Below are 25749 nucleotides of genomic sequence, written 5' to 3' on the forward strand. Positions count from 1 at the left end.
ACACCGTAATATATATACCAACATGTTTGTCACAGTATCGTCACTTTATACAAATAATTTTTGCAATGCTTTACTACATCACCTTACAAAACTGTATGAGGTATTTCAAAGAAATGAAAAAAGAACTGATTCAAACATTCCCTTTGAATCAGTTCTTTTTTGTTAAGCCTCTAGATTTTGTTTTTGTTGCAGTTCAAACTGTTTCTCACTTCTTCTGGCCATAAATAGATAACATAACACTGCTCCTACTTCACAAAGCGCAATAACAATACCCATCGGTAATGCTGTATTACTTCCACCGATACCTACTAGCGGAGCAACAAGAGCTCCTGAAATAAACTGTAATAAACCTAATAAAGCTGATGCTGTTCCTGCAGCTTGTTTCTGATTTCTCATCGCTAATGAGAACCCAGTTGTTGATACAACCCCGACACTTGATACAACAAGGAATAACGAACATAAAACACCAATTAAACCTATTCCTAGTACGATTGTCAGTAGTAAAGATAGACCACCAACAGCTGCGATAATAATACCCGCAACAAATAATGTCTTCTCATTCACTTTCCCCGCTAAACGACCCGTTACCTGACTAGCAATAATAATACCGATGCCGTTAATCGCAAAGAATAAACTAAATTGCTGTGGTGATGCTCCGTATATGTTCTGCAACACAAATGGTGAGCCCGAAATGTATGCAAACATTGCCGCTGTTACTAATCCTTGTGACAATGCATATCCCATAAACAGACGGTCCTTTAACAATTTTCCGTACGTCGCCAAAGTCCCTGACAAACCACCCGTTTCTCTTTCTTCAGGAGGTAATGTTTCACGTAATACAAAAGTAGCTGAGATTAACATGAATACGCTAATTGCTCCAAGAACGATGAAAACACCGCGCCACGTTGTAAACTGTAACAATTGCCCCCCAATAATCGGTGCCAAAATAGGTGCTGCTCCGTTTACTAACATAAGCAGTGAGAAAAACTTCGTCATTTCAGAACCTGAGTACATATCTCTTACCATCGCACGTGATATAACAATCCCGGCTGATCCTGAAGCTCCTTGTAGGAAGCGCAATAATACTAATGTCCAAATAGATGGCGCAACAGCACAAAGTAAAGAAGAAGCAACATAAATAATAAGAGCAATAATAAGTGGTTTGCGTCTTCCGTAAATATCACTAATTGAGCCAACAAATAATTGCCCTACTGAAAGCCCAAGTAAACAAGCTGTTAATGTAAGCTGCGCTAGGGATGCACCTGTTTGCAAGTCATCCGTTAACTTCGGTAATGAAGGCAAATACATATCAATAGATAATGGCCCAATTGCCGTAAGTGTCCCTAATACAAGAATCATCCACAACCTGTTTGCCTTTACAGGTTTATATATTTCGTGATTAACTTCATTCACTTTTTCAATTCACCCTTTCCTATACACACTGAATCGTAACAATTATAGTTACATCATAAACATACGTCAAGTACAGTGCATTTTCCTCTTTCATAATGTAAAAAAAGCGATAGAAATTCTACCGCTTTACTTTTTCACATTGCTATTCGTAAATTTAGATACCGAGGCCATCGTCTCTCCCGTATCTAAATATGTAATTTGAATTGGATCTCCTACTTCTGTAAACATAGCATATGGAAATTTCTTCACTGGTATCATAAATACCTTTTGTTCATTCTCTAAAAGTACGTACACGATTGTATTTTCACCAGATTTTTCTTTATATACACGTTGTACAATACCTTCTTTTTGCGCTTCTTTTCCTGTTGAGGTTGGTCTAAATGTATCACCATTACCGCTCATTACGTTTTTATAATTCTCAAGCGCTTCTTTCTGCGAAGAACCTGTCGCAAATATTTTTGCATTAGCAGCATATACAACTGTATGCGCACGTACTAGGCCTCCGTCATCAACAACCGGAATAATCCAAGCTGGTTTACCGTATACGTTATAAATGACAGGCATTGTCCCATGCCATTTCTCTCTCTTAAAGGAATTATCCACTACTTCTGTAGCTGCTGAACCATCCATAATCCCCTTTACTTCTTTTCCATTATAATAATATAGCTTGCCTGTGCGTGCATCTACTAATGAATAGCCTAGAGCTGAATCTACTCCTTCTTTTGGAGAAGTAAAGTCTGTAAAATAATACAGTGTTCCATCTTTACCAAAAATCGGGGTCACGCCTTCTTTCGTTCCCCACTCAGTCGGAATTTTCATATCTGTTTGTGAAAATTTCGTATTCCAAAATCCGTGAATATATTTACCAAAGTACGTATTTAACGTAGATGCAGTCTCATGATTTAATACACCATCAACAAATTTAGGTGCCTTTCCTTTATCATATCTTTTCACTTCACCTGTTTGTGCATCTACTACGACAACACCTTCTACCTCAAATCCAGATCTTCCTGAAATAAATTCACCATACGTCATTGTATAATATGGTTTTCCTTTATCATCAACCTCAAATTTAGGTTTTCCTTTAAAGATTAAATTTGGTTCTGCTTGCCTTACCACACGCTCTAAATTATTACCAAAAAACATGCTTGGCACATATTTCATTTTATAACCGAGGTGCAGTTTCGCTTCCGCATCAGGATTCGTACCTGACATCGTTACATACCCTGGAATTGTCTCAGCTTTACGTGCTTTAAAAAAACCTGAAACTTCAATCGGCGCTACATATAAAGCTTCGCCGTTTACCATTTGTGGCGTTAATTCTCCTAGCTCAAAATAAGCTACTTTTGGAATATCACCAAATACTTTTTTCATCTTATTCTCCGCTGTCTTTGGCGGCACTGTAAACGGCTGGTCATTTTCAGTAAATGGCTCTGAAATATCTTTCTCTACCTTAACAACAGAATCATATTTCTTTTGCGAGATTACTATATCGTGCAAATAACCAAAGTAGCCGTAACTTGCGAGTAAAATAAACATTAGAAGTCCTTTTAATGTACCTTCTAATTTCCCTATTTGATCTTGTGAAAATAAAACAAGCCCAATTAAAATTGCTACTGCAACAGAATAATGAGTAAGAATCGAATCTACTCGATCATCAATTAGCCAAAAGTATTCATAGATTGCAATACCTATCCAAAATAAAACAGGAATAACTAAAATAGATGATTTCTTACCCTTTACAACCTTCTTATCTCCCTTCTTATCCACTGCTCGAAGCTTACTACTACTTCTTGTCCATGGAATCAAAAACAAAGTAAGAATAGCTAAAACTACAAATTTCATCAAAGGCACTGTCCCCTTTTCTTTTGTATTCCCTTTTAGTATAACAAATAAAGGGTATTAAGGTGAAAATAGGAATAGTTATATTTTTTTACTACTTAATACAATCCCGCTCACTACATATAAAATAGATGCAATATAAAAAATTGTACCAATTGTAAAGAAATCTACTAAATATCCCGTGGCAATAACCGCTACTGCTCCGCCAATGGATGTCCACACATGGTATTTTCCAATCTCATAACCAGCCTTTTCCTGCGCAACCTTTCGTGCTAACGAAGTCTTCTCAGTATTACGCTGCACAGCACCTAAAACGCCCATTACAATTTGAAGAATATACACATGCCAAACTTCCGTGGCAATTGGAAAGCAAAGCATTAAGATTGCCATGGACCAAGCGTATATGATTAATAATTTTTTATCCCCTACTTGATCAGATACCTTTCCCACTAGTGGATATACAAGTGCTGATGTTAAAGCAAATAAGCCATACGCCCAGCCAAATTGCGAGAAGCTATTTCCAACGTTTCGAAGCAATAATATATAAAAAGGAAATACCATACTTCCTGCCATCATGATGATACTTTGCGAAGCCACAAATCTTCTATATGTCATTTCGTATACTCCCTATAAAATAAATTCACAAATCTCTCTTCTGAATCTACTTCCTTCTTTTTCTTGAGAAATTCTTCAATGCGAGGATATGCCCTCTTTAACTGCTCTTTCGTTGGATAAGAATAATACGGCAAATAGTAACTACCATTATGCTTTAAAGTAACATCAATCATCTTTCGAATGACATCCTCTGTTTTCTTTATCTCACTCTCTGAGCGTCCCTGGTTAATCAAAAGAACCAGCGCAAACATATCATCTTTCGCATAGGACAAAACTGCATTTTCATTCTTTTCCACGTAACGAATCGTAATGTTGAGTAAATTAAACTCTTCTTCATTTAATACGTTACGTAAATCATCTATATACTCTGTGAAAGCATCTATAGGCACAAAGTATTCTTGTAACACTTCGGTCCTATTTGGATTTTCATATTCCATAAAAGCACTATCTGATCTCATAACATTATTACGCGTCTCATAATTTCCATCTGTACGTTCAAAATAACCTCTTTGTATATCCCAAAATGTATTCTTTCCCCAATCACTATAACGTGATAAACCAAGTAAAAATTTCGGTGCAGCTATAATATTTTCTTCCTTTAATTCACTGTACTCTTCTCTCATATTTTGATTTTGTGCCAAAGTATAATCTGTCACATACATCTCTTTTAAAAATGAATTTGGAGCAACAGAAATACGCGCTAAGTGCATACGAACATTCTCATCTCTTTTCACTTTCTCTTTGAAATAAGATGCGTATTCTTTATAATCTATCATTCTCGTGTGCATTTCATATAATTCATCATCTGTTAACTTCAGCGTCACATCTAAAATAACTCCAAATAAACCGTAACCCCCAATGACATATGGAAATAACTCTGCATTTTCTTCTCTACTTACATTACGTACCGTGCCATCTGCCATTAACAATCTAAATGAATCTACTGTATCAATCAGTGCCTCATGACGAATATCACGCCCGTGTACATTTACACTTAATGAACCGCCAACAGTAAAAATATTTTGAGACTGCATGACCTGTACCGCAAGGCCATAAGGATTTATTTTCTTCTGAATATCATTCCAGGTGACACCACTTTGAACTGTAATCCGCTTCTTCTCTGGATCAAATTCTAATATTTTATTATATCCTTTCATATCGAGCATCGTGCCATTCGGATAATATGTCTGTCCTCCTTGGCTATGTTGCATGCCTGCAATGGAAATTTTCTCTCCTGAAACTTTTGCATCTCGCACTAATTTTATTAACGAGTGCTCTTCCGTAGCACCTTCAACACGTTTTATTTTTGTCGGAAGCAATTTACCTACATCACTCATAATAGGATGATCAATTTGTTTTTTATACGTATGTACAGACGTTGCAAGCAAAACCGTATATGCGACAATGACCGCTGCTATCTTTCTTTTTTTCAAAGGACACTCTCCTTATTAGCAACAAAAAGAGATACCCTTTCTTTCAGGTACCTCTCTTGACAGTGATTACTTTGCTGCTGGCAATTGTATTGGATCAAATTTATCATACGATGTAAACTTTGCATCCGTAATAATGTGCGCTTTATCCTCACCATTGCTACTCATAACCATATCTATCTTTGCTGATTCATATTTAAAATCTTTTGTAATAATATATTCCCCATCTATTTCTTCTATCTTTGCATTTTGGCCTTGTAGCATTTGTTTCTGCTTTTCATCCATACTAGCTAGCATACTCTCTGTCTCTTGCCCTTTTAATGCAAACTTCAGCTTATAATTATCTCCAATTTTCTCCATCTTCACTTTATTTAAAATTTCCGATGGAATCTCTAAATTATCTACCATTCCTTGAGTCGCGTTCATTCCGTTAGCATTCAATTGTTCCTCTGGTACAGACATAATTTCACCCGTATTAGGATTTTTTAACTGACCAGCAATTTTGCCACCCACATCATAAACAACAACCTCTGTACCAGAAACATTCATTTCAGAACGAGAATTTCTTTTCTTCGGCTCTAGTTGCATTTTAGCCTTTATTACATTCATCTCTGTTCCTTCAGCCTTTATTCCCACATCATATGTCATCGTTACATTTTCTTCGTTTTTAAAAGCTTCATTCGCTTTATTAAAAACATCCTTCGCTGTTAATTCCTTTTCTTTCTGCACAGCTTCTTTTTTCGGTTCGTCAGTCTTTTTTGTTTTCTCATTACTACACCCTACTCCTAGACCGACTGCAAGTACTAAACTTGAAATTAAAATAAGTTTTTTCATAACGTCCCCTCCTTCCCAAAAATAATATCATCTCTTTTCCTATGAAATCTATATAATTCGTAATATTTATCTTTAAATTTATTTCCTATATAACAACATGTTTGAGAAAAAGTTTAAATATGATGTAAATAATAACAACTCATTTCAGGAGGTCATTATGAAAGCGATTATTTGTACAAAGTACGGACCACCTAATGTTCTCCAGCTTCAAAATGTAGAAAAGCCTAAACCTAAAAAAAATGAAGTATTAGTTAAAATTCACGCAACAAGTGTATCGACTGGAGATTGTAGAATACGTGGCTTTAATAGCCCCCTCTTATTTTGGATTCCTATGCGGATCATATTAGGTTTCAGAAAACCGAGAAAACCTATACTTGGCGTAGAGTTATCCGGTGAAATCGAAGACATTGGAACAGATGTAACACAATTTAAAAAAGGAGATCAAGTTTTTGCATTAACAGAACTAAACCTTGGTGGTTATGCGGAATACACATGCGTGCATGAAAGTGGATTAATAGCATTAAAACCTACCAATGTGACATATGAAGAAGCTGCCGTTATTCCTTTCGGCGGAACTTCAGCATTGCACTTCCTTAGAAAAGGACAGATAAAAAAAGGGCAACGAGTACTTATATACGGCGCCTCTGGGTCAGTAGGGACAGCTGCCATACAACTTGCTAAATACTTCGGGGCGACTGTCACAGCCATTTGTAGTAGTTCGAATTTCGATTTAGTAACAACTTTAGGGGCAGACAACATAATTGATTATATGAAAGAAGATTTTACTAAGCAGGGCGAGCACTACGATATTATATTTGATGCAGTTGGAAAATATAAAAAGTCTCTTTGTACAGATGCATTAATGCCTAATGGAAAATATGTATCTGTGAACGGAATGATGGCAAAGGTCAGTAAAGAAGATATGAACCTACTAAAACAACTAGCTGAAACAGGAAAGCTAAAACCTGTTATTGATAGAACTTACCGATTAGAAGAAATTGCTGAAGCTCATATATATGTAGAAAAAGGACATAAAAAGGGGAATGTTTCGATTATCTTAAAATAAAATATATTCAGAAAATATCATTGACAATTCTTTTTGTACGATTTACTATTAGTACCATATTCAAAACTACATACACATACTCTTATCAAGAGTGGCGGAGGGACTGGCCCGATGATGCCCAGCAACCGAGCTTATGACGTATAAGCTAAGGTGCTAATTCCTGCAAAACGAGTTTTCGTTTTGGAAGATAAGAGAGGAATCTATTTCGTCTATTCGGCACCTCTCTTATTTTTGGGAGGTGCTTTTTATTTTGGAACGTATATGAAGGGGGATTTATAGATGAAAAAGGTATTATTAAGCATTGTAAGCGGAGCAGTATTATTATTAGGCGCATGTAGCGTGAGTTCAGATAAAGAGGTAAAAGCATTAGACGAGAAAAAGATTACTGTCGGTGTAACAGGTGGACCACATGAACAAATTTTTGAAAAGGTAAAAGAAGTTGCAGCAAAAGATGGTCTCGAAATTGATATAAAAGTATTTAATGATTATGTAGCGCCAAACGTATCTTTAGATGAAAAAAGCCTTGATGTAAATAGCTACCAAACGAAATCGTATTTAGATGTATTTAAAGCTGAACGCAATATGAAATTAGCTGAAGTATTTTCAACAGTAACATTCCCTATGGGCGTATATTCTAAAGATATAAAAGATGTAAAAGACTTAAAAGAGGGCGACGCAATTGCTGTACCAAATGACCCAACGAATGAACTTCGAGCTTTAAAATTATTTGAAAAAGCAGGGGTTTTAAAAGTTGATCCAAAGGCTACAGAAAAAGCGACTGCAAAAGATGTAATTGAAAATCCAAAAAAATTAAAGATTGTCGAATTAGAGGCATCTCAATTACCAACGCAACTAAGTGAAGTGAAAGCAGCTGCAATTAACACAAACTTTGCATTAGGTGCAAAATTAAGTCCAGCGAAAGATTCTATCTTCCGCGAAGGAAAAGATTCACCATATGTGAACTGGGTCGTTGTTCGTACTGAAAATAAAGATGATGCCGTTGTAAATAAATTAAAGAAAGCTTATCAGTCTAAGGAAGTAAAAGAGTTTATCGAGAAAAAATTTGATGGTTCAGTTTTACCATCTTGGTAGGAGCTGACGATAATGATTGAATTAAAAAACATATCCAAAGTATTTACAACAAAAAAAGGGAATGTTGAGGCTCTTAAGTCTACTTCCCTTAAAGTAGAAAAAGGCGAGGTATTTGGAATCATTGGATATAGTGGCGCTGGTAAAAGTACATTGATTCGATGTGTAAATTTATTAGAAAAACCAACGACAGGAAATATCATTGTAAACGAACAAGACTTAACAACGTTATCGACAAAAGAACTAGCAAAAGCGAGACAAAAAATCGGAATAATCTTCCAAGGATTCAATTTACTTAAAACTGTTACCGTTTATGAAAATATCGCATTACCGTTACGGCTTGCTGGCATTCCAAAAGCAGAAATTGAAAAAAGAGTAGAAAAGTATTTACGCATTGTCGATCTTTTTAATCGAAAAGATGCGTATCCAAGCGAACTTTCTGGTGGTCAAAAACAGCGTGTTGCAATTGCTCGTGCGCTATCACATGAACCTGAAGTGTTATTAAGTGATGAAGCAACGAGCGCATTAGATCCCGAAACAACCGATTCTATCCTTGATTTGTTATTAAAGATTAACGAAGAAATCGGAATTACGATTTTACTCATTACACATGAAATGAATGTCATCCAGCGTATATGTGACCGCGTTGCTGTTATGGAACATGGATCTGTAGTCGAAAGTGGGACTGTAAAAGATATTTTCACAAACCCACAACATGTAACCACGAAGAAATTTGTAAATAGCGCATTTGCAGCGAAAATTCCAAAAGAGGTACAGAAAGAACTACAAAGTACTGGAGAAATTGTAACACTTTCATTTATTGGCACTACTTCAGGGGAACCTGCCTTAGCCGTTGCCACAAAACGTTTCCAAGTGTATCCGAATATTTTATCCGGTAATATTACGCAGTTAAAACATGAAGCATATGGGAAACTAGTCGTTCATATGCAAGGGGAACAAAATGAAATCCACCATGCTTTATCATTTTTACAAGAGCAAGGAATCATCGTAGAAGGAGGTAGAACAGATTATGGGAAACAAGTCCTTTTTGGATGAATGGGGTAAAGTCATATGGGAAGCCACAATCCAAACCTTTCAAATGACATCTATCTCATTACTCATCTCGATCCTTATTGCATTACCACTTGGCGTCACACTTGTTTTAACGAGACCTGGTGGGCAGCGTGAAAATAAAATCATCTATCCTATTCTTAATACAATTATTAATATCATTCGCTCTCTTCCATTTATCATTCTATTATTCTTTATTTTACCTTTTACAAAATTTCTAATGGGAACGTCCATTGGCGTGCAAGGTGTTATCGTACCGCTTGTCGTCTTCACAGCCCCTTATATCGCACGTTTAATGGAGACAGCTTTACTAGAAGTCGATCGCGGTGTCATTGAAGCCTACCAAGCGATGGGAGTCTCTACTATAAAAATCATTTGGCACGTCATGGTGAAAGAAGCTCGTCCCTCCCTTGTACTCGGATTAACAATCGCAACGATCGGCTTAATCGGCGCAACAGCAATGGCTGGCCTTGTAGGTGCTGGCGGGCTAGGGGATTTAGCATACCGCTTCGGACATTTACGCTACGAGCCTGAAGTAATGTATGCAACCGTCTTTATTTTAATTATCCTCGTTCAAGGATTACAGTCTTTAGGGAATGGTGTTGCACGAAGATTGAAGAAAGATTAAAAAAGAAGGCATCTCACCCTGGTGAGATGCCTTCTTTTTTATCTTTTAAATCCACCTTCTGAATGAATAACTTGCCCAGTAATCCACTCGGCCTCTTCACTTACTAAAAATTTAATGAGTCTAGCTGCATCCCTTGGCTCACCAATTCTGCCAAAAGGAAACATCGGCTTTAACCCTTGTTTTATCTCTTCAGTCATCCATCCTGTATCGGTTGGTCCTGGATTAATTGCATTCACTGTTATTCCTAAATGAGCTACCTCTGCTGACAACGTACTAGTAAGAGCATCAATAGCTCCCTTCGTTGTCGCATAAGCTAGTTCTCCTGCCATAGGACCTTGAAATTGCCCCGAAGTAATATTAACAATTCTACCACCAGATTTCTTATCAAATCCCCGGGAAAATTGACTACTGAGCAATGTAGTCGCACGAACATTTACCATATAATTCTTATCTAATTCTTCAGCAGTCAACGTAGAGAAATCATTATTCGTAGAATATGCTGCATTATTAATTAATATATGAGGGTACCCTAATTGTTCAGTAACTTTATTTATAAGCTCTTTTGGTGCATCATTCTGAGTTAAATCTAACTCCATACTTGATACTTTAACACCGTTTTTTAGTAACTCTTCTTTTAATTGTATTTGTTCATTTTTATCAACGCCCCAAGGCATCTCTTTATCGTAAGCTGTCCAATACGTAAAAAATATATCGTATCCTGATTCAGCTAATTCTTTACAAATCGCTGCCCCTATACCATCTAGACGACTTACCCCTGTAATAACTGCTACTTTATTTTTTAATTGGTTCATCATATACTCCTCCAAGTTTAAAGGACGCATATTTTATATAAGAGATATAAACTTTCCCACAAAAAAGACAGATACATAAAATAGACACCTATCCTTATAAAAGGGATGTACAAGCCAAATATGCATTCCTTGAATGATTTACAGATAACTAAATAAACCCTCGCTTATGAGAGCAAAATTTATCTATCTAGTAGTTTCTAATCATTACAAGTTCATCCACATATTGAGTCTTTGTCTCCTTTACATATATCTCTATTCTTAGTTTATCAAAGCAGATAAAATGTTACAAAAAATAAAACAATTATTCACAACCTATCCTTGTTCACATTCTCTCCATTGTGAATCTTTTCACATTGGATATATAATAAACGTGTAAATACAATATTGGAGGGATTTCAATGGTTATCAATTTTTTAAGAACTGATAAACGTGCTACTTTCATATTATTACTTTTACGGCTTTACATAGGATATACATGGTTCGCTGCTGGGATAGGCAAAGTCTTCGGACAATCTTTTGACGCAAGTGGCTTTCTAAAGGGTGCTATTGCTCAAGCATCAGGGGACCACCCTGCAGTACAAAGTTGGTGGGCAGATTTCCTTCAACATTTTGTCCTTCCAAACGCAGACCTATTTAGCTTTTTAGTTCAATGGGGAGAAATTTTAGTAGGTCTAGGTTTAATTTTAGGCGGATTAACAAAAACAGCTGCATTTTTCGGAATCATAATGAATCTTTCATTTTTATTAAGCGGAACTGTTAGTGTAAACCCAAACCTGCTTATTTTGACTATGTTCATTTTAGTTGCAGGGCAGAACGCTGGACGTATTGGATTAGATGGCTATGTTTTCCCTAAACTTTTCCGTAAAAACAACCACGGAATATATAAATTAAGTAAAACTGCGTAGTAAGAATTTACTTTTAAAATATAAATAAGAAAAAGAGCCTGAATATAGGCTCTTTTTCTTATTTATCCTAATTTAAACTTTTAACGAACCACGAAAACCTCTGGCAGCATAGTAAGAGTCTGCTCCATTGTGGTACACGAAAACATGTCCAAAGCGATAATCGCAAAATAGAGCACCACCAAGCTCTCTAATATCTGAAGGTGTTTGTACCCAACTCGATGATTTCATATCAAAATCTCCAAGTTGTTGCAATTCCCGATATTGTTCTTCCGTTAATAGTTCAATGCCCATAGCATTGGCAACATCAATAGCGTTATTTTCTGGTTTATGCTTTTTTCTTGATTCTAACGCTTCAAGATCATAACAAAGACTTCTGCGGCCTTTAGGACTCTCCTTTGAACAATCATAGAAAGTATATTCGTCCTTTTCTTCATCATAACCAATAACATCCGGCTCACCACCAGTTACTTCCATTTCGTTAAGTGACCATAATTTTTCAGCATTAGCTTCTATCTTCGCCTCAACTTTAGCCCATTCAAGACCTTCATGGCGGTTCATGTTTTTCTCAAAACGAGCTTGCAATACTTTCAATAACTCTTCACGTTTTTCTACTAATAAGTCATTTTTATTTCCTGTCATATTAGTCCTCCCTGATATATGTACTGATAGTAGTTTAAGTATATATTTTATAATAAATCATCTCAATATGAAGACCGTTTCGATCATATATCTTGTACAAACATCTATTACAAAGTCCTAAAACCCTCCATACTCTCTTCAAGCATATAGTGTGAAAACCACCTCAAGTTCTGCTTCATAATAGCCACATGAACTCCTGGTTGGTCAGAACTATATGCCATTCCTTTAAATATAATTAATTCTGTATCAACTTCCATATCCATTAATCCTTGATATAGATCATATGCATTTGTAATTGGAATTCTTGCATCCTTTTCCCCATGTTGAATTAAGGTAGGCGTACAAGCTGATTTAATATACGTCATAGGTGATGTCTTCGTATATATATCTGGATCATTCCATGGAGTATTTCCTAAATACATTCTAATAAAGTAAGGTATATCTGTATTTACGTAATGGGTACTCCAGTTAGTTATTCCACCGCCAACTGAAATAGCTTTAAACCTGCTACTAAATGTAGAACAGAAAGCTGATACATATCCACCGTTGCTCCATCCCATAACTCCTACTCTATCTTTATCTACTATCCCTTGATCAACTAGTTTATCAACTCCTGATATAACATCGTCGTAGTCAGCAATCCCCTGTTTTCTATAGTTAGCTTTTAAAAATTCATTACCATAACCTGAACTTCCTCTGTAATTTGGCTCTAAAACGATAAAGCCTTTTTCAACAAACTGTTCAATCGGATATTTCTCATTGAAGCAGTCTGAAAATATCGGAAAAGATGCCCAAGCCGGACCACCGTGAATTACTACTAATAAAGGATATTTTTTATTAGTGTCAAACTCTACTGGCGTTGATAAAACACCTTCTATTTCAAGACCATCACTACTTTTCCATGAGATGATTTCCCTGTTACTTTTAAGTTTCCCTTTGAAAAAGCTATTTTCATCCGTTATTTTTTTATCGTCTAAATAGATTTCAAAGGTTTCATTTGTTATAGCCTTATTATAGGTTATATGATTTCCATCCTTTGTTATAGAAGCATCCATTATAAAGCCATCTACTTTTTCGCTTAATATTTCCACAGTGCCATCTTCGGCTAGCAATCCAATAAGATAATTCGTTTTATTCTGCCACCTAATTAAAATCCCTTTAGCTGTCCACTGTAATGGCATAACCGTACTATCAAAATCTGTTACAGGTTGAATTACCTCTCCGGTATTTATATCATATATCTCTAACGTACTATCTTGTATATGGTTTCTATAGTAATCCTTCTCTCTTATGCTTGCTGTGTAACATATTTTACTGCCGTCAGGAGAAAAGCAAACACTCCCTCCCAACAATTTATCCACATTTAGCTTTTGTAGCTCTCCAGCTTTAATATGGAGTATGTATAGATCTCCATTTATATAATCTGCCATATTTGAGCTTGGTGTCGCCATAAATACAACCTTTTTACCATCATTTGAAATATCAAATTCATGGATATGAAAATCCTTACCATCCGTTAATTGATAAACAACTCTGTTCTCGTGTTCATCTGTATCACTTTGTATCACCTTTTCTATTTCAATGTAATATAAACAATTATTCTGGTGTTCCTTACCAATATGTTGAAAATCTCCATATAGGTCCTTACGTTTCTTTATCTCCTCACATTCTTTTGACTGCGTAACATAATAAAGCTCCTTGCCAGTAGGCCCCCATTCGAATGTACTGACTCCTTCTTTCTCATCAGTAATTTGAACTTCGCTATAATCATCTAGCGACTTAACAAATATCTGATTTTCCCCATCACCAACTGGACTAAGATATGCGATACACCTAGCATCTGGAGACCATAATGGGTGTGTACTATCTATATTCCCATTTGATAATGGGTAACTCTGCTTCTTATCTTTTTCATATATCCATACATGATTCCTATATGTATTGTCTTTCCAATCAGCCGTCTTCTTAACAAATGCTACGTTTTTACCATCATCACTTATGTTTGTACTTGATACGGTTGGTAATGAAATAATCTCTTCTATACTTAAATATGTTTTTGCTTTCACTTTCATATAATAAGCCCCCTTGTAATGTCCATGAATCTACCGTCTCTTCTTGTCGTAATAAAGGAAATTGTTCACGGATACTTAAAATAGTAACGGAAAATTCAGATAAATAAAAGTGAATCCGATAAAGTAAAACTTTAATCTATAGGGCTCTTTCCGCTTATCAATTTTAGATGTTCTTTTTCGACACAAAAACACCCCTTTTAGATACAAATTTGTAAATTTATTTTAAAGCTATAACTATATGTTGGTTTGGAATAAAATTTGATAAAAATGAAGTCACAAATCTTTATTTAACAACAAAAAAATTCATTTTGAAAAAACGATTGATCAAAATAGAATTACTCTTTTTAACTAAGTATGAGATTTTCATAAAAAAATTTTAATCAAAACTCACTTAGAATCTTTACTTGAAGAATAAAGCTTCGCATCTTTTTTGTGAACATCGTTAAACTAAGATAAATTTTGACCGAATCTGTAATTAATTGTAAAATATTATACATAGAAAGGTATTATAAAATAAATATAGAAGGGGTATGTTTTTTAGTTTTAAAGGGGCTAAAGCACATCTATTTTATGTTTTTAGAGGGAGAATTGAAAAATCATATGAAGAATTTCAAAAAGAGTACAGGTAAAATTTTACTAGCATCCGGATTAGTAGTTTCTATGTCAGCTTGTAGTGTAACTAATTTATTTGGAGAAAAAGAAAAAACAAATACTGAATCTGGTAAACAAGAAAGTAAAGAAACTAAGACAGAAGGTAAATCATCTGAAACAAAGGAAAAATCAACTAACTCAAAAGAAGAAAGTAAAGATGTTAAGATGATTATGGTTTTACCTGAGGATTACCCACAACTTATGGTAGACATTGAAGAAGACTTATTAAGACGTCTAGATTACTATGATGCTTCTGTGAGGGATAATAAAAAGGGAAGTAAGTCAAATGAAGAGGTACGAGATAGTATTAAAGACTTAGATAAAGTATTTAATAAAATAGAGCGTATAGATGCACCAGGAAAATATAAGGAAGATCATAAGGAAATTGTAAAAGCTGTTCAAAAGTTAAAAGAATCTTTCAAAGAAGTATCGAAATTATTTGATTACTCTAAAACACTTAAAGATACGGATGATGCAATCATAGATAAAGCAAACAATAAATTAGATGAAGCAAAACGCATTTGGAAACCTGTATTTGATAAGTTAAAAGCGGAAGCTAAGGGTAGTTCAACAACTACTTCTACAACAAGTGGTACTAGTTCTTCTAACTCACCGAGTTTATCTAGTGGTAATACAGTTAAAACATACAGTACCCAAAATAAAACTGGTATATTCAAAGGAAAAATTGATACACCAGACGAGGATTCGGCTAAGTTTAAGAATGTACAGAACAACTATAAAGACGGTACAGAGCTTGTAGGTAATTGGGGTATTGATTACGGAGACGGAGTCAAAACTACGTTAGTCCTAAAAGCAGATAAGACATTTGAAACATATGCAAATGGTTCTTATCCAAATAAAGATAATTACTTAACAGGAACATACCAAGCAGACGTTTCTTCCCATCAGTTAACGCTAATGGTGGAAAAAGGAACTCAAAATGGTCAAGAAGTGAAATTGGAAAGACCTATTTATTCATCATATGAGGTTAAAAATTTAGATGGTAAAGCATTACAGATTTTCCACATAGACGAACAAGTAACAATTTGTTATGTAAAACAATAAATAACTAAAAGAACTCTGTAAAATGATTTTTACAGAGTTCTTTTCTTAGTTTTAATTTATTATAAACGATCAGACTTTTTTATAAACTATCAAAATTTATTTCAAACGCATAACTATATTTATTAACCTACCAATCTCCTACTCAACAGTAACAGACTTAGCTAAGTTACGTGGCTTATCAACGTCACACTCGCGGTGAAGTGCTGCGTAGTATGAGATAAGTTGTAATGGAATAACTGCTACTAGCGGTGCTAGCGCTTCGTGTACAGCTGGTAATACAAAGCTGTCACCTTCCATTTCTAAGCCTTTCATTGAGATGATACATGGGTTAGCCCCGCGTGCTACTACTTCTTTCACGTTACCACGAATTCCAAGGTTTACGTGCTCTTGTGTAGCAAGTGCGATAACTGGTGTACCATTTTCAATTAAAGCGATTGTACCGTGTTTTAACTCTCCTCCAGCGAATCCTTCTGCTTGGATGTAAGAGATTTCTTTTAGTTTTAACGCACCTTCTAATCCTACGTAGAAGTCTACGCTACGGCCGATGAAGAAACAGTTACGCGTTGTTGCTAAAAATTGTTTTGCTAATGCGTCCATTTCTTCTTTTTGATCACAAAGTTCTATCATTGCATTTGCTACAAGTCCTAGTTCGTGTGTTAAATCGAAATCAAGAACTTCACCTTTTGCTTTAGCAATATCAGCCGCTAAAATTGAAAGTACTGCAAGCTGTGCTGTGTAAGCTTTCGTTGATGCAACTGCAATTTCTGGTCCAGCGTATAACGGAAGTGTATAATCAGCTTCACGAGAAAGCGTAGAACCAGGCACGTTTGTAATTGTTAATGCTTTATGACCCATTTCATTTGTTTGTACAAGTACTGCACGGCTATCAGCTGTTTCACCACTTTGTGAAATGTAAATGAAGAATGGTCTTTCTGTTAATAATGGCATGTTGTAAGAGAATTCACTTGCCACGTGTACTTCAACTGGCATTTTTGCAAACTTCTCGATAAATTGTTTTCCAACAAGACCTGCATGATAACTCGTTCCACATGCAATGATGTAAATACGATCGCTATCTAAAATCGCATTGCGGATGTCTTGATTTAATTCAATTTCGCCATTTTCATCTTGATACTTTTGAATTATATTACGGATTACAAGTGGTTGCTCATCGATTTCTTTAAGCATGAAATGAGGATATGTTCCCTTTTCAATATCACTTGCGTCTAATTCCGCTGTAAACGGTGCACGTTCAATCGTTTCACCTTGTAAGTTTTTAATTGTAATACTTTCTTTCGTTACGATTACGATTTCTTTATCCATTAACTCAATGAATTGATCTGTAACTTGTAACATCGCCATAGCGTCGCTTGCCACAACATTAAAGTTGTCACCAACACCTACTAATAGCGGGCTTTTGTTTTTAGCAACATAAATCATGTTTGGATTTTCAGCATCAAGTAATCCGATTGCATAAGAGCCATGTAAAAGAGATAGCGTATTACGGAACGCTTCTTCTACACTTAATCCTGTGCTCACTTGTTGTTCCATAAGCTGTACGATAACCTCTGTATCTGTTTCACTTACGAACGTTACATCTTGTAAATATTCCTTTTTCACTAATTCATAGTTTTCAATTACACCGTTATGAACTAATGTAAAGCGTTTTGATGTACTTTGATGCGGATGCGCGTTTACTTTACTTGGAACACCGTGTGTAGCCCAGCGTGTGTGTCCGATACCTACGCTTGCTGCTACGTTCTCATCTACGATTTCACGAAGTTTTGCGATACGGCCTTTTTCTTTGTATACAACAACACCGTTCTCTGCTTGTACTGCAATACCTGCTGAATCATATCCACGATATTCTAGCTTTTCTAAACCTTTTAATAAAATTTCCTTTGCATCTTGCTCTCCAATAAATCCTACGATTCCACACATGTTTAGTCGCCGTTACAAATGCTTACACTGCTCTGCGAACATGTAACGACATAGTCCGATACCATTTTTATTTATACTAAAAAACGGATTACATATTGCTAGCCCTGTAAGCTTGTAACGGCTTTCACCTTCCTCTCGATTGGGTTTAAGTCCGTATATACTTATACAGCTAGTTTTCATCCGTTCCTCTTCTCTCATCACACTTTCACCTTTGTCCACTAAGTCACCTTAATGATTTAAGTAAAAGCTTGCGGTTGTGATGAACAACCGGGAGTCATCCGCCGAAATCTCGATAAACCCCACCTCGTCAACTACACTATTTGTAGTTCTGGCGCTTTTATAATTTACAATATTTCCTTTGAGAAAAAGAACAAGACCATCTTATAACAAACATGGATAAACCGTCAATGAAATTTTTTTCATCGTCTATAAAACATATGAAAAAGGAGCACTTTTTGTGCTCCTTTTTCATATAAATTCAGCTAATTATTCAGCGCCAACTTCGGCTTTCACAACTTCTACAATGCGATGTACATATGCATCACAAACTTCTTGTGTTGGTGCTTCTGCCATTACACGAATAAGTGGCTCTGTTCCAGATGGACGAACAAGAATACGACCATCACCGTTCATTTCTTCCTCTACAACACGAATAATTTCTTTGATTTTTTCATTTTCTAATGCTAATTTTTTATCTGTTACACGAACGTTTACTAGCAATTGTGGGAATTTCGTCATTTCCCCTGCAAGCTCAGATAATGGCTTTTTCGTCATTTTCATGATGTTTACAAGTTGAAGTGCACTTAACATTCCATCACCAGTTGTAATGTAATCAAGTAAGATAATATGGCCTGATTGTTCTCCACCTAGGTTGTAACCTCCGCGCTTCATTTCTTCCATTACGTAGCGGTCACCAACTGCTGTTTTATCACTTGTAATATTATTTGCTTCAAGTGCTTTGTAGAAACCTAAGTTACTCATAACAGTTGAAACAACTGTATTATGTTTTAATTGACCAGTTTCTTTCATGTACTTCGCACAAATGAACATAATTTGATCACCGTCAACGATGTTTCCTTTTTCGTCTACAGCAATTAAACGGTCGCCATCGCCATCAAAAGCAAGTCCGATATCCGCTCCTTTTTCTTTTACCAATTCAGCTAAGCCTTCTGGATGTGTAGATCCTACACCCTCATTAATATTCATACCATTTGGGGAAGTTCCCATCGTTGAAATATCAGCTTCTAGGTCTGCAAATAAGTATGGAGCAAGAGAAGAAGTTGCACCATGTGCACAATCTAAAGCGATATGTAGGCCAGAGAAATCTTCTTCAACAGTTTGTTTAATGTACTGTAAATATTTTTGTCCACCTTCAAAGTAATCACTCACTTGTCCAAGATTAGTACCTGTCGGACGTGGTAGTTCATCAACTTCTTTGTCTAATAAAGCTTCAATCTCAGCTTCTTGCTCATCTGTTAATTTAAAGCCGTCTGAACCAAAGAATTTAATACCGTTATCTTGTACTGGATTATGAGATGCAGAAATCATAACACCCGCTTGTGCGTCTAGTGCTTTTGTTAAATAAGCAACGCCCGGTGTAGAAATAACGCCAAGGCGCATTACTTCTGCTCCAGTTGATAATAGCCCTGCTACTAAAGCTCCTTCTAACATATGGCCAGATACACGTGTATCACGACCGATAATTACTTTTGGACGATCTGTATCTTTTGTTAATACATAACCACCAAAACGTCCAATTTTGAAAGCTAATTCAGGTGTTAACTCCTTATTTGCAACTCCGCGTACTCCATCTGTACCAAAATATTTACCCATTATGATTCGCTCCTTTTTCTTGCTCTTTTTGATTGTGATTATCTACTGTTGGTTCTTGACTCGTTTCTTTATCTTTATCTTGATTTTGATTTTGGTTTTGATTCTTTTCCTGTTCTTTTTCTGAATCAGGTTCAGGATTTTTTGGTTTCTCATTTTGATTTTCTTGATCGGTGTTTGAATCCGGTTGTTGACCGTTACCCTGTACTTCTTTATCTGGTTTTTCTTTCTTCACAATAGTAACTTTAGCACTTTTTTGTTTTGGCTCTATTGAAATATTACCAGGACCACTCACTTGAATTGAAATATCTTTCGTTCCTGGAGATACATTTTGCAGATTAATTACCGCTGTTATTTGAGCAGCTGTTATTTTATCTACTATACTTGCTTCTCCTGAAATATCAACACTTATCTTTCCATCTTGCGGCGAAAGTAGCTGAGCAGTAACATCTTTAGAAAGTCCATTTTTCTGGATTGGGATACCATCAATCGTTTTTGTTTTCGTTTGTTTTGTTTTTTGCACTCCCACCGAAACCTTCACTTGATTCGGTTTGGCACTTGTTACACCCTTGGGTAATAAAACAGAGGCATCGAATGTTGTAGACTCTGTCAATTGACTAAGATCTACTTCGACCCCCTCTAGCGATTGTATATTATCCAAAATATCTTTTGGACCAGCTATCGTTACTTCTCTCGGTTCAACACTGATATTTGTAACCGCCAATCCTTCTGCTAAACTCCCCTTCTTCGTATACGTTACAGGAACAGTTTTTTCAGTATTATTGGCTGTATTTTGCGTTGCCACATTCAACGTTACACTAATCTTAGATGGACTTGTTCTTACATTTAAACGTTTTCCTTCTTTATTGTATAATGTAACTTCGGGCGTTTTTGTAACAGTTTTATTAACACCTTTTAAATCAACATACGCTTTGGCAGATGAAATGCTTTCAATTTCTTCTTTCGTCCCAACTACCTCAACAGTATCCGGTTTAAGGCTTGATTTTTCTAGAGTAGCCCCCGCTGGCATCTGATCCTCATTTGATAATTTCAGATCTACATGAACATATTTTCTCGCCTTTTCATGAAGAGTAACTTTAATTGTTGATGGCTGAACTGTTCCTTTCACATCATCTGGAAGCCCGTTCGTTTTTAAAGAAATCTCATAAGTTCCTTTTGGACTATCTCGCAAATCAACCGGTATGTCAAATTGTTTTTTTGCTTTTGCTGTAGCAACTGATGCTTTTGGGCCTTCTAATTTTACTTTAACGCCCTCTGCCGGAATACCACTTACAATATATTTCTCCTCATCATACTTAAGATTAATAGCATAATTAGTTAATGTTTCTTTCGTATCATTTGCAAAAGGTAATATACCTGATGTCGTATTTTTTTCAGTTAACGTCGCTGACATAAAAAGCATACACGCCAATAGTAATGAGATCCCTTTTAAAAACCAATGATTCTCCATTAACTTATCCATGACGCTTTCTCCTCCAATTCCATAAAGACGAAGAAGTCGTTTTTTCGTTTCCACTAAATTCAGCTAATAACATATCCTTCAGCTGTTCTGTCTTCAAATCACGATGCAACTTACCATTTTTCGTTAAAGAAATTTGACCAGTTTCTTCAGACACAACTACTGTAATACTATCAGTAACTTCACTAACTCCCATTGCAGCACGATGTCTAGTTCCTAATTCTTTAGAAATAAACGGACTTTCTGATAATGGAAGATAGCATGCTGCTGCTTTAATTGTACTTCCTTGCATAATTACCGCTCCGTCATGAAGAGGTGTATTTGGAATAAAAATATTAATAAGTAATTCCGATGATACGTTTGCATTCAGCGGAATACCCGTTTCCACATAATCACCCATACCGGTCTCTTTTGACAAAGTAATTAATGCACCAATTCTACGTTTCCCCATATATTCGGTTGCTTTTGCTATCGCTGTTGCAACCATTTCAGGTTCATCATCCTCATGCGTTCCAACACGCGAAAATAAACTTCCGCGCCCTAGCTGCTCAAGTGCTCTTCGCAATTCTGGCTGAAAGATAATAATAACGGCTAAAAATCCCCACGTTAATACTTGTTCAGTTAGCCAAGATAGCGTACGCAATTCAAGGAAAATACTGATCATCTTAACGACGATAATAACTGTAATCCCTTTTAAAAGTTGAACAGCTTTTGTCCCTCGGATTATAAGAATTAGCTTATATATAATAAACCATACAATGGCAATATCTAATGCCGTACTAAGATATTTCAAAATGGTCGTATCTTCAAAAGGCATGCTATCCCTTCCTCCTACTTACGAGCAATTCTATCCATATATTGAAATATTGTTTTATGCTCTATCTGTATGTATTTCCAACAACTAGTTAATTATACCATACATGAAACAAACGACAATTACAAACAACCCCCTTTAGCTCAAATTGGTAAGATGTCAAACATTTTTATTGTACAGTATAATATAAATCATTATTATACGCCTATTTTCAAATAAAAAAAGCAACTTCTCAGTTGCTTTTCTTACATTTATTTTAGTTTTTCACCGAATAAAGAACCCATTAAAGCAACTGCTGTTGTTGCCGTTCTATTTCTCTCATCTAAAATCGTATTTACCTCAACAAATTCAGCAGATGTGATAATATCAGCTTCTGCTAACATTTCCATCGCCAAATGACTTTCACGATAAGATAGACCGCCAATTACAGGCGTTCCAACACCTGGTGCATCATGAGGATCAAGACCGTCTAAATCTAATGATAAGTGTACACCATCAGTATGAGATAAATATGCGATTGTTTCTTCCATAACAGCCGTCATCCCCATACGATCAATTTCATGCATTGAGAACACTTTAATACCTTCATTGCGAATGAAATCTTTTTCTCCTTCATCCAATGCACGCGCACCGATAATTACGACATTCTCTTTTTTCACCTTTGGATATGCTCCGTATAAATCTACAAGTGAAGAATGTCCATAACCTAAACTTGCTGCAAGTGACATACCATGAATATTTCCAGATGGTGAAGTTTCCTCTGTATTTAAATCACCATGTGCATCATACCAAATAACGCCTAAGTTTTTATAATGTTTTGCTACACCAGCTAATGTACCGATAGCAATACTATGGTCACCACCTAATACAAGTGGAAAACGACCTTCTTCTATAATATGATCCACCTTACTTGCTAATTCATTACATACAGTTGCAACTTGTGTAAGGTTTCTTAATTTTGTATTTTCATCTATCTCTTTTTCTCTCTCTATACATATATCTCCCATATCTTTAACGTCATATCCAATTTCTTCAATTCTTTCAATTACCCCTGCATAACGGATCGCGCTCGGTCCCATATCAACTCCACGACGCATCTGTCCTAAATCCATTGGAACTCCAATAACTGAGATTTCTTTTTTCATAGATAGTATCCCCCTTTTATGCCTTCACTAAATATTTTAAATCTTTTATATAGTCTGACTCAACTCGACATTTTTCTGTATGGATATACAATTTATTCACTTATATTCATACTGAAAACCAAATTTCAAGACTATTCTATGTATAAAGTTAACTTAATGAAACAATCGCAATCACTATTATTAAATAATAATAATAAAACACTCCTACATTTAGAAGTGTTTTTCTGATGCTATTTTCCATACTATTGCAATATTTTTTGTTGTCATTTCAATATTTTCTTCTGCTACTTTATATGCTTCTTCTAGTGTCATCGGTCTCGTTGTAATACTAAATACCGCATCTATTCCTTTCTCGTACACAGCTGAATAATCAGATGATACAGACCCTCCAAGAGCAATTACAGGCACAGAAAAACGTTTCGCACGCCCCGCAACACCCACAGGAGCCTTTCCATATGCAGTTTGTTTATCTATTCTACCTTCACCAGTTATAATGAGATTTGCATCTTCTATATGTTTATTGAAATTTGTGTAATCTAATACAATTTCAATGCCCCTCCGCAAGTCTCCCTTTAACACTGAAATAACAGCCGCTCCCATTCCTCCCGCTGCCCCTGCACCAGGTATTTCAGATACATCAAAAGATACATATTGTTTAAGCATATTCGCATAATGTTGTAAATTCTCATCTAGCTCTTTCATCATCTCTACATTTGCACCCTTTTGTCTCCCAAATATGAAAGATGCTCCCTGCATTCCGACTAATGGATTATCCACATCACATGCCGCTTCTATCTTTACCCCCTTTAAGCGGGGGTCCATTCGTGAAAAATCAATAGCAACAATCGAATGTAATGTGCCTCCAGATGGATCTATTACTTCACCCTTGTCATTTATAAATCTTACTCCTAAAGCTGCTAACATACCTGCCCCACCATCATTTGTAGCACTTCCTCCAAGTCCTAAAATTATGTACTCCACTCCTTGATCTAGCGCATGTAATATAAGTTCTCCTGTTCCTTTTGTCGTTGTAATAAGTGGGTTGCGCTTTTCAACTGGAACGTGCTGTAATCCTGATGCTGCTGCCATTTCAATAAACGCTGTCTTTTTATCTTTAGAAATGCCATAAAAAGCTTGTATACCTTCTCTAAGCGGTCCTGTCACACTAATTGATATAATTCTCCCCCCTGTAGCATCAACAAGTGATTCAACCGTCCCTTCTCCTCCATCTCCAATTGGTATTTTCACATACTCTGCATTAGGAAAAATTGCTCTAAAACCTCTTTCAATAGCTCCACATACTTCTATAGCTTTTAGGCTTTCTTTATATGAATCAGATGCAATAACAACTTTCACAATTATCTCCCCATCCCTTATTTTTACGTTTTCTTCATTTTAAACGACAAGTATAAAAGTTGTCTTTTTAAAAACAAAAAAAGCTTACATCATATGATGTAAGCTTTTTTATTTAGATGGAGCCTAGCGGGATCGAACCGCTGACCTCCTGCGTGCAAGGCAGGCGCTCTCCCAGCTGAGCTAAGGCCCCTTATTAGTTAAGCGGAAGACGGGATTCGAACCCGCGACCCCAACCTTGGCAAGGTTGTATTCTACCACTGAACTACTTCCGCAAAAATGATGAGCCATGAAGGACTCGAACCTTCGACCCTCTGATTAAAAGTCAGATGCTCTACCAACTGAGCTAATGGCTCGTAAATGGCTGGGCTAGCTGGATTCGAACCAGCGCATGACGGAGTCAAAGTCCGTTGCCTTACCGCTTGGCTATAGCCCATTAATATTTACTAGTATGGTTATCTTTTCAAAAAAATAAACCCTCTCAGGTTATTTTAAAGAAAATGGTGGAGGGGGGCAGATTCGAACTGCCGAACCCGAAGGAGCGGATTTACAGTCCGCCGCGTTTAGCCACTTCGCTACCCCTCCGACATTTTAAATATATATGGTGGAGGATGACGGGATCGAACCGCCGACCCCCTGCTTGTAAGGCAGGTGCTCTCCCAGCTGAGCTAATCCTCCAAAAGTGGTGACCCGTACGGGATTCGAACCCGTGTTACCGCCGTGAAAGGGCGGTGTCTTAACCACTTGACCAACGGGCCAAAAAAGTTTTAAACCTATTCCCAAGCTTCCAACCGGGCTTGAACCGGTGACCTCTTCCTTACCATGGAAGTGCTCTACCAGCTGAGCTATGGAAGCATAATGGCTCCGCAGGTAGGACTCGAACCTACGACCGATCGGTTAACAGCCGATAGCTCTACCACTGAGCTACTGCGGAATAATATTAGCCTGGCAACGTCCTACTCTCACAGGGACAAGGTCCCAACTACCATCGGCGCTAGAGAGCTTAACTTCCGTGTTCGGTATGGGAACGGGTGTGACCTCTCTGCCATCATTA

At 36.4% G+C, this 25749-nt stretch carries 21 protein-coding genes, 9 tRNA genes, 1 rRNA gene and 1 riboswitch; of the genes, 6 read left to right on the forward strand and 25 right to left on the reverse strand.

The annotated features are described in order from the left end of the window. Window positions 1–162 precede the first annotated feature (162 nt). The 5 genes from ACTFR8_RS28970 to ACTFR8_RS28990 form a co-directional block, all read right to left on the reverse strand. On the reverse strand, window positions 163–1422 hold the full coding sequence (locus tag ACTFR8_RS28970; protein ID WP_223153447.1) for a multidrug effflux MFS transporter: 1260 nt from the start codon (window positions 1420–1422) through the stop codon (window positions 163–165). A gap of 117 nt (window positions 1423–1539) precedes the next feature. Continuing rightward, complete coding sequence (locus ACTFR8_RS28975; RefSeq protein ID WP_000674048.1) at window positions 1540–3258, reverse strand: DUF3981 domain-containing protein; 1719 nt, start codon at window positions 3256–3258, stop codon at window positions 1540–1542. Window positions 3259–3336: 78 nt separating this feature from the next. After that, window positions 3337–3870 carry an MFS transporter gene (locus ACTFR8_RS28980; RefSeq protein WP_000222367.1) on the reverse strand — a complete coding sequence of 178 codons (534 nt, stop codon included), beginning with the start codon at window positions 3868–3870 and terminating at the stop codon, window positions 3337–3339. Beyond that, a complete protein-coding gene (locus ACTFR8_RS28985) occupies window positions 3867–5303 on the reverse strand; it encodes an FAD-binding oxidoreductase (protein WP_242785326.1) in 1437 nt (478 codons plus the stop codon). The genes ACTFR8_RS28980 and ACTFR8_RS28985 overlap by 4 nt, the downstream gene beginning before the upstream one ends. Window positions 5304–5369: 66 nt before the next feature. Next, the gene (locus ACTFR8_RS28990; protein ID WP_000733615.1) at window positions 5370–6134 is read right to left on the reverse strand and encodes a hypothetical protein; all 765 of its coding nucleotides are present in this window, start codon (window positions 6132–6134) and stop codon (window positions 5370–5372) included. A 157-nt stretch (window positions 6135–6291) separates the two neighbouring features. On the opposite strand from ACTFR8_RS28990, the gene ACTFR8_RS28995 reads away from it, so the two are divergent. The 4 genes from ACTFR8_RS28995 (at window position 6292) to ACTFR8_RS29010 (ending at window position 9988) form a co-directional block, all read left to right on the forward strand. Beyond that, window positions 6292–7200 (forward strand): NAD(P)-dependent alcohol dehydrogenase, encoded by a 909-nt coding sequence (locus tag ACTFR8_RS28995; RefSeq protein WP_252209753.1) that lies wholly within the window; start codon window positions 6292–6294, stop codon window positions 7198–7200. 79 nt (window positions 7201–7279) lie between these two features. Beyond that, a riboswitch (SAM riboswitch) is annotated at window positions 7280–7394 on the forward strand. An 85-nt stretch (window positions 7395–7479) separates the two neighbouring features. Beyond that, window positions 7480–8292, forward strand: coding sequence for a MetQ/NlpA family ABC transporter substrate-binding protein (locus tag ACTFR8_RS29000; protein WP_000756992.1), 813 nt, complete (start codon window positions 7480–7482; stop codon window positions 8290–8292). Window positions 8293–8304: 12 nt separating this feature from the next. After that, on the forward strand, window positions 8305–9345 hold the full coding sequence (locus ACTFR8_RS29005) for a methionine ABC transporter ATP-binding protein (protein ID WP_000571308.1): 1041 nt from the start codon (window positions 8305–8307) through the stop codon (window positions 9343–9345). Then, a complete protein-coding gene (locus ACTFR8_RS29010) occupies window positions 9320–9988 on the forward strand; it encodes a methionine ABC transporter permease (RefSeq protein WP_000527151.1) in 669 nt (222 codons plus the stop codon). Before ACTFR8_RS29005 ends, ACTFR8_RS29010 begins: the two co-directional genes overlap by 26 nt. A gap of 38 nt (window positions 9989–10026) precedes the next feature. Here the strand turns inward: ACTFR8_RS29010 and ACTFR8_RS29015 are convergent, their stop codons facing one another. After that, window positions 10027–10803 carry an SDR family oxidoreductase gene (locus tag ACTFR8_RS29015; RefSeq protein WP_252209752.1) on the reverse strand — a complete coding sequence of 259 codons (777 nt, stop codon included), beginning with the start codon at window positions 10801–10803 and terminating at the stop codon, window positions 10027–10029. Between the two features lie 395 nt (window positions 10804–11198). On the opposite strand from ACTFR8_RS29015, the gene ACTFR8_RS29020 reads away from it, so the two are divergent. Continuing rightward, entirely contained in the window at window positions 11199–11705 is a 507-nt protein-coding gene (locus ACTFR8_RS29020) for a DoxX family membrane protein (protein WP_000236358.1), read from the forward strand. Between the two features lie 72 nt (window positions 11706–11777). On the opposite strand, the gene ACTFR8_RS29025 is transcribed toward ACTFR8_RS29020, so the two are convergent. Both ACTFR8_RS29025 and ACTFR8_RS29030 read right to left on the reverse strand, forming a co-directional pair. After that, window positions 11778–12344 carry a DUF4256 domain-containing protein gene (locus tag ACTFR8_RS29025; protein WP_000147389.1) on the reverse strand — a complete coding sequence of 189 codons (567 nt, stop codon included), beginning with the start codon at window positions 12342–12344 and terminating at the stop codon, window positions 11778–11780. Between the two features lie 107 nt (window positions 12345–12451). Further along, window positions 12452–14416 carry a S9 family peptidase gene (locus ACTFR8_RS29030; protein WP_252209751.1) on the reverse strand — a complete coding sequence of 655 codons (1965 nt, stop codon included), beginning with the start codon at window positions 14414–14416 and terminating at the stop codon, window positions 12452–12454. Window positions 14417–15004: 588 nt separating this feature from the next. On the opposite strand from ACTFR8_RS29030, the gene ACTFR8_RS29035 reads away from it, so the two are divergent. Then, complete coding sequence (locus ACTFR8_RS29035; RefSeq protein WP_076775315.1) at window positions 15005–16132, forward strand: DUF3994 domain-containing protein; 1128 nt, start codon at window positions 15005–15007, stop codon at window positions 16130–16132. A 138-nt stretch (window positions 16133–16270) separates the two neighbouring features. Here ACTFR8_RS29035 and glmS read toward each other — a convergent pair whose 3' ends face one another. The 17 genes from glmS to rrf form a co-directional block, all read right to left on the reverse strand. Continuing rightward, a complete protein-coding gene (gene glmS / locus ACTFR8_RS29040; protein ID WP_000334163.1) occupies window positions 16271–18073 on the reverse strand; it encodes a glutamine--fructose-6-phosphate transaminase (isomerizing) in 1803 nt (600 codons plus the stop codon). Between the two features lie 12 nt (window positions 18074–18085). Continuing rightward, window positions 18086–18271, reverse strand: coding sequence for a hypothetical protein (locus ACTFR8_RS29045; RefSeq protein ID WP_001206405.1), 186 nt, complete (start codon window positions 18269–18271; stop codon window positions 18086–18088). Between the two features lie 288 nt (window positions 18272–18559). Further along, on the reverse strand, window positions 18560–19906 hold the full coding sequence (gene glmM, locus ACTFR8_RS29050; RefSeq protein ID WP_000521476.1) for a phosphoglucosamine mutase: 1347 nt from the start codon (window positions 19904–19906) through the stop codon (window positions 18560–18562). After that, the gene (locus ACTFR8_RS29055; protein WP_000359598.1) at window positions 19899–21386 is read right to left on the reverse strand and encodes a CdaR family protein; all 1488 of its coding nucleotides are present in this window, start codon (window positions 21384–21386) and stop codon (window positions 19899–19901) included. The genes glmM and ACTFR8_RS29055 overlap by 8 nt, the downstream gene beginning before the upstream one ends. Next, window positions 21379–22200, reverse strand: a complete 822-nt coding sequence (gene cdaA, locus ACTFR8_RS29060) for a diadenylate cyclase CdaA (RefSeq protein WP_001115697.1) — start codon at window positions 22198–22200, stop codon at window positions 21379–21381. Before cdaA ends, ACTFR8_RS29055 begins: the two co-directional genes overlap by 8 nt. 248 nt (window positions 22201–22448) lie before the next feature. Further along, window positions 22449–23342, reverse strand: a complete 894-nt coding sequence (rocF, locus tag ACTFR8_RS29065) for an arginase (protein ID WP_000711563.1) — start codon at window positions 23340–23342, stop codon at window positions 22449–22451. A 210-nt stretch (window positions 23343–23552) separates the two neighbouring features. Continuing rightward, a complete protein-coding gene (locus ACTFR8_RS29070; protein ID WP_144608445.1) occupies window positions 23553–24698 on the reverse strand; it encodes a glycerate kinase in 1146 nt (381 codons plus the stop codon). Window positions 24699–24815: 117 nt separating this feature from the next. After that, window positions 24816–24888 (reverse strand) — tRNA-Ala (locus tag ACTFR8_RS29075). 10 nt (window positions 24889–24898) lie between these two features. Then, window positions 24899–24970, reverse strand: a tRNA-Gly gene (locus ACTFR8_RS29080). An 8-nt stretch (window positions 24971–24978) separates the two neighbouring features. Continuing rightward, window positions 24979–25051, reverse strand: a tRNA-Lys gene (locus ACTFR8_RS29085). Window positions 25052–25056: 5 nt separating this feature from the next. Next, window positions 25057–25131, reverse strand: a tRNA-Gln gene (locus ACTFR8_RS29090). Window positions 25132–25196: 65 nt separating this feature from the next. Next, window positions 25197–25280: transfer RNA gene (locus tag ACTFR8_RS29095), tRNA-Tyr, on the reverse strand. Window positions 25281–25297: 17 nt separating this feature from the next. Beyond that, a tRNA-Val gene (locus ACTFR8_RS29100) sits at window positions 25298–25373 on the reverse strand. A gap of 5 nt (window positions 25374–25378) precedes the next feature. Next, window positions 25379–25453: transfer RNA gene (locus tag ACTFR8_RS29105), tRNA-Glu, on the reverse strand. A gap of 24 nt (window positions 25454–25477) precedes the next feature. Then, window positions 25478–25550: transfer RNA gene (locus ACTFR8_RS29110), tRNA-Thr, on the reverse strand. 4 nt (window positions 25551–25554) lie between these two features. Further along, a tRNA-Asn gene (locus tag ACTFR8_RS29115) sits at window positions 25555–25629 on the reverse strand. Between the two features lie 9 nt (window positions 25630–25638). Beyond that, a 5S ribosomal RNA gene (gene rrf, locus ACTFR8_RS29120) occupies window positions 25639–25749 on the reverse strand; the annotation flags it as partial.

Origin of the sequence: Bacillus cereus group sp. MYBK15-3 (assembly GCF_051916765.1) — a bacterium.
Classification (GTDB): domain Bacteria; phylum Bacillota; class Bacilli; order Bacillales; family Bacillaceae_G; genus Bacillus_A; species Bacillus_A cereus.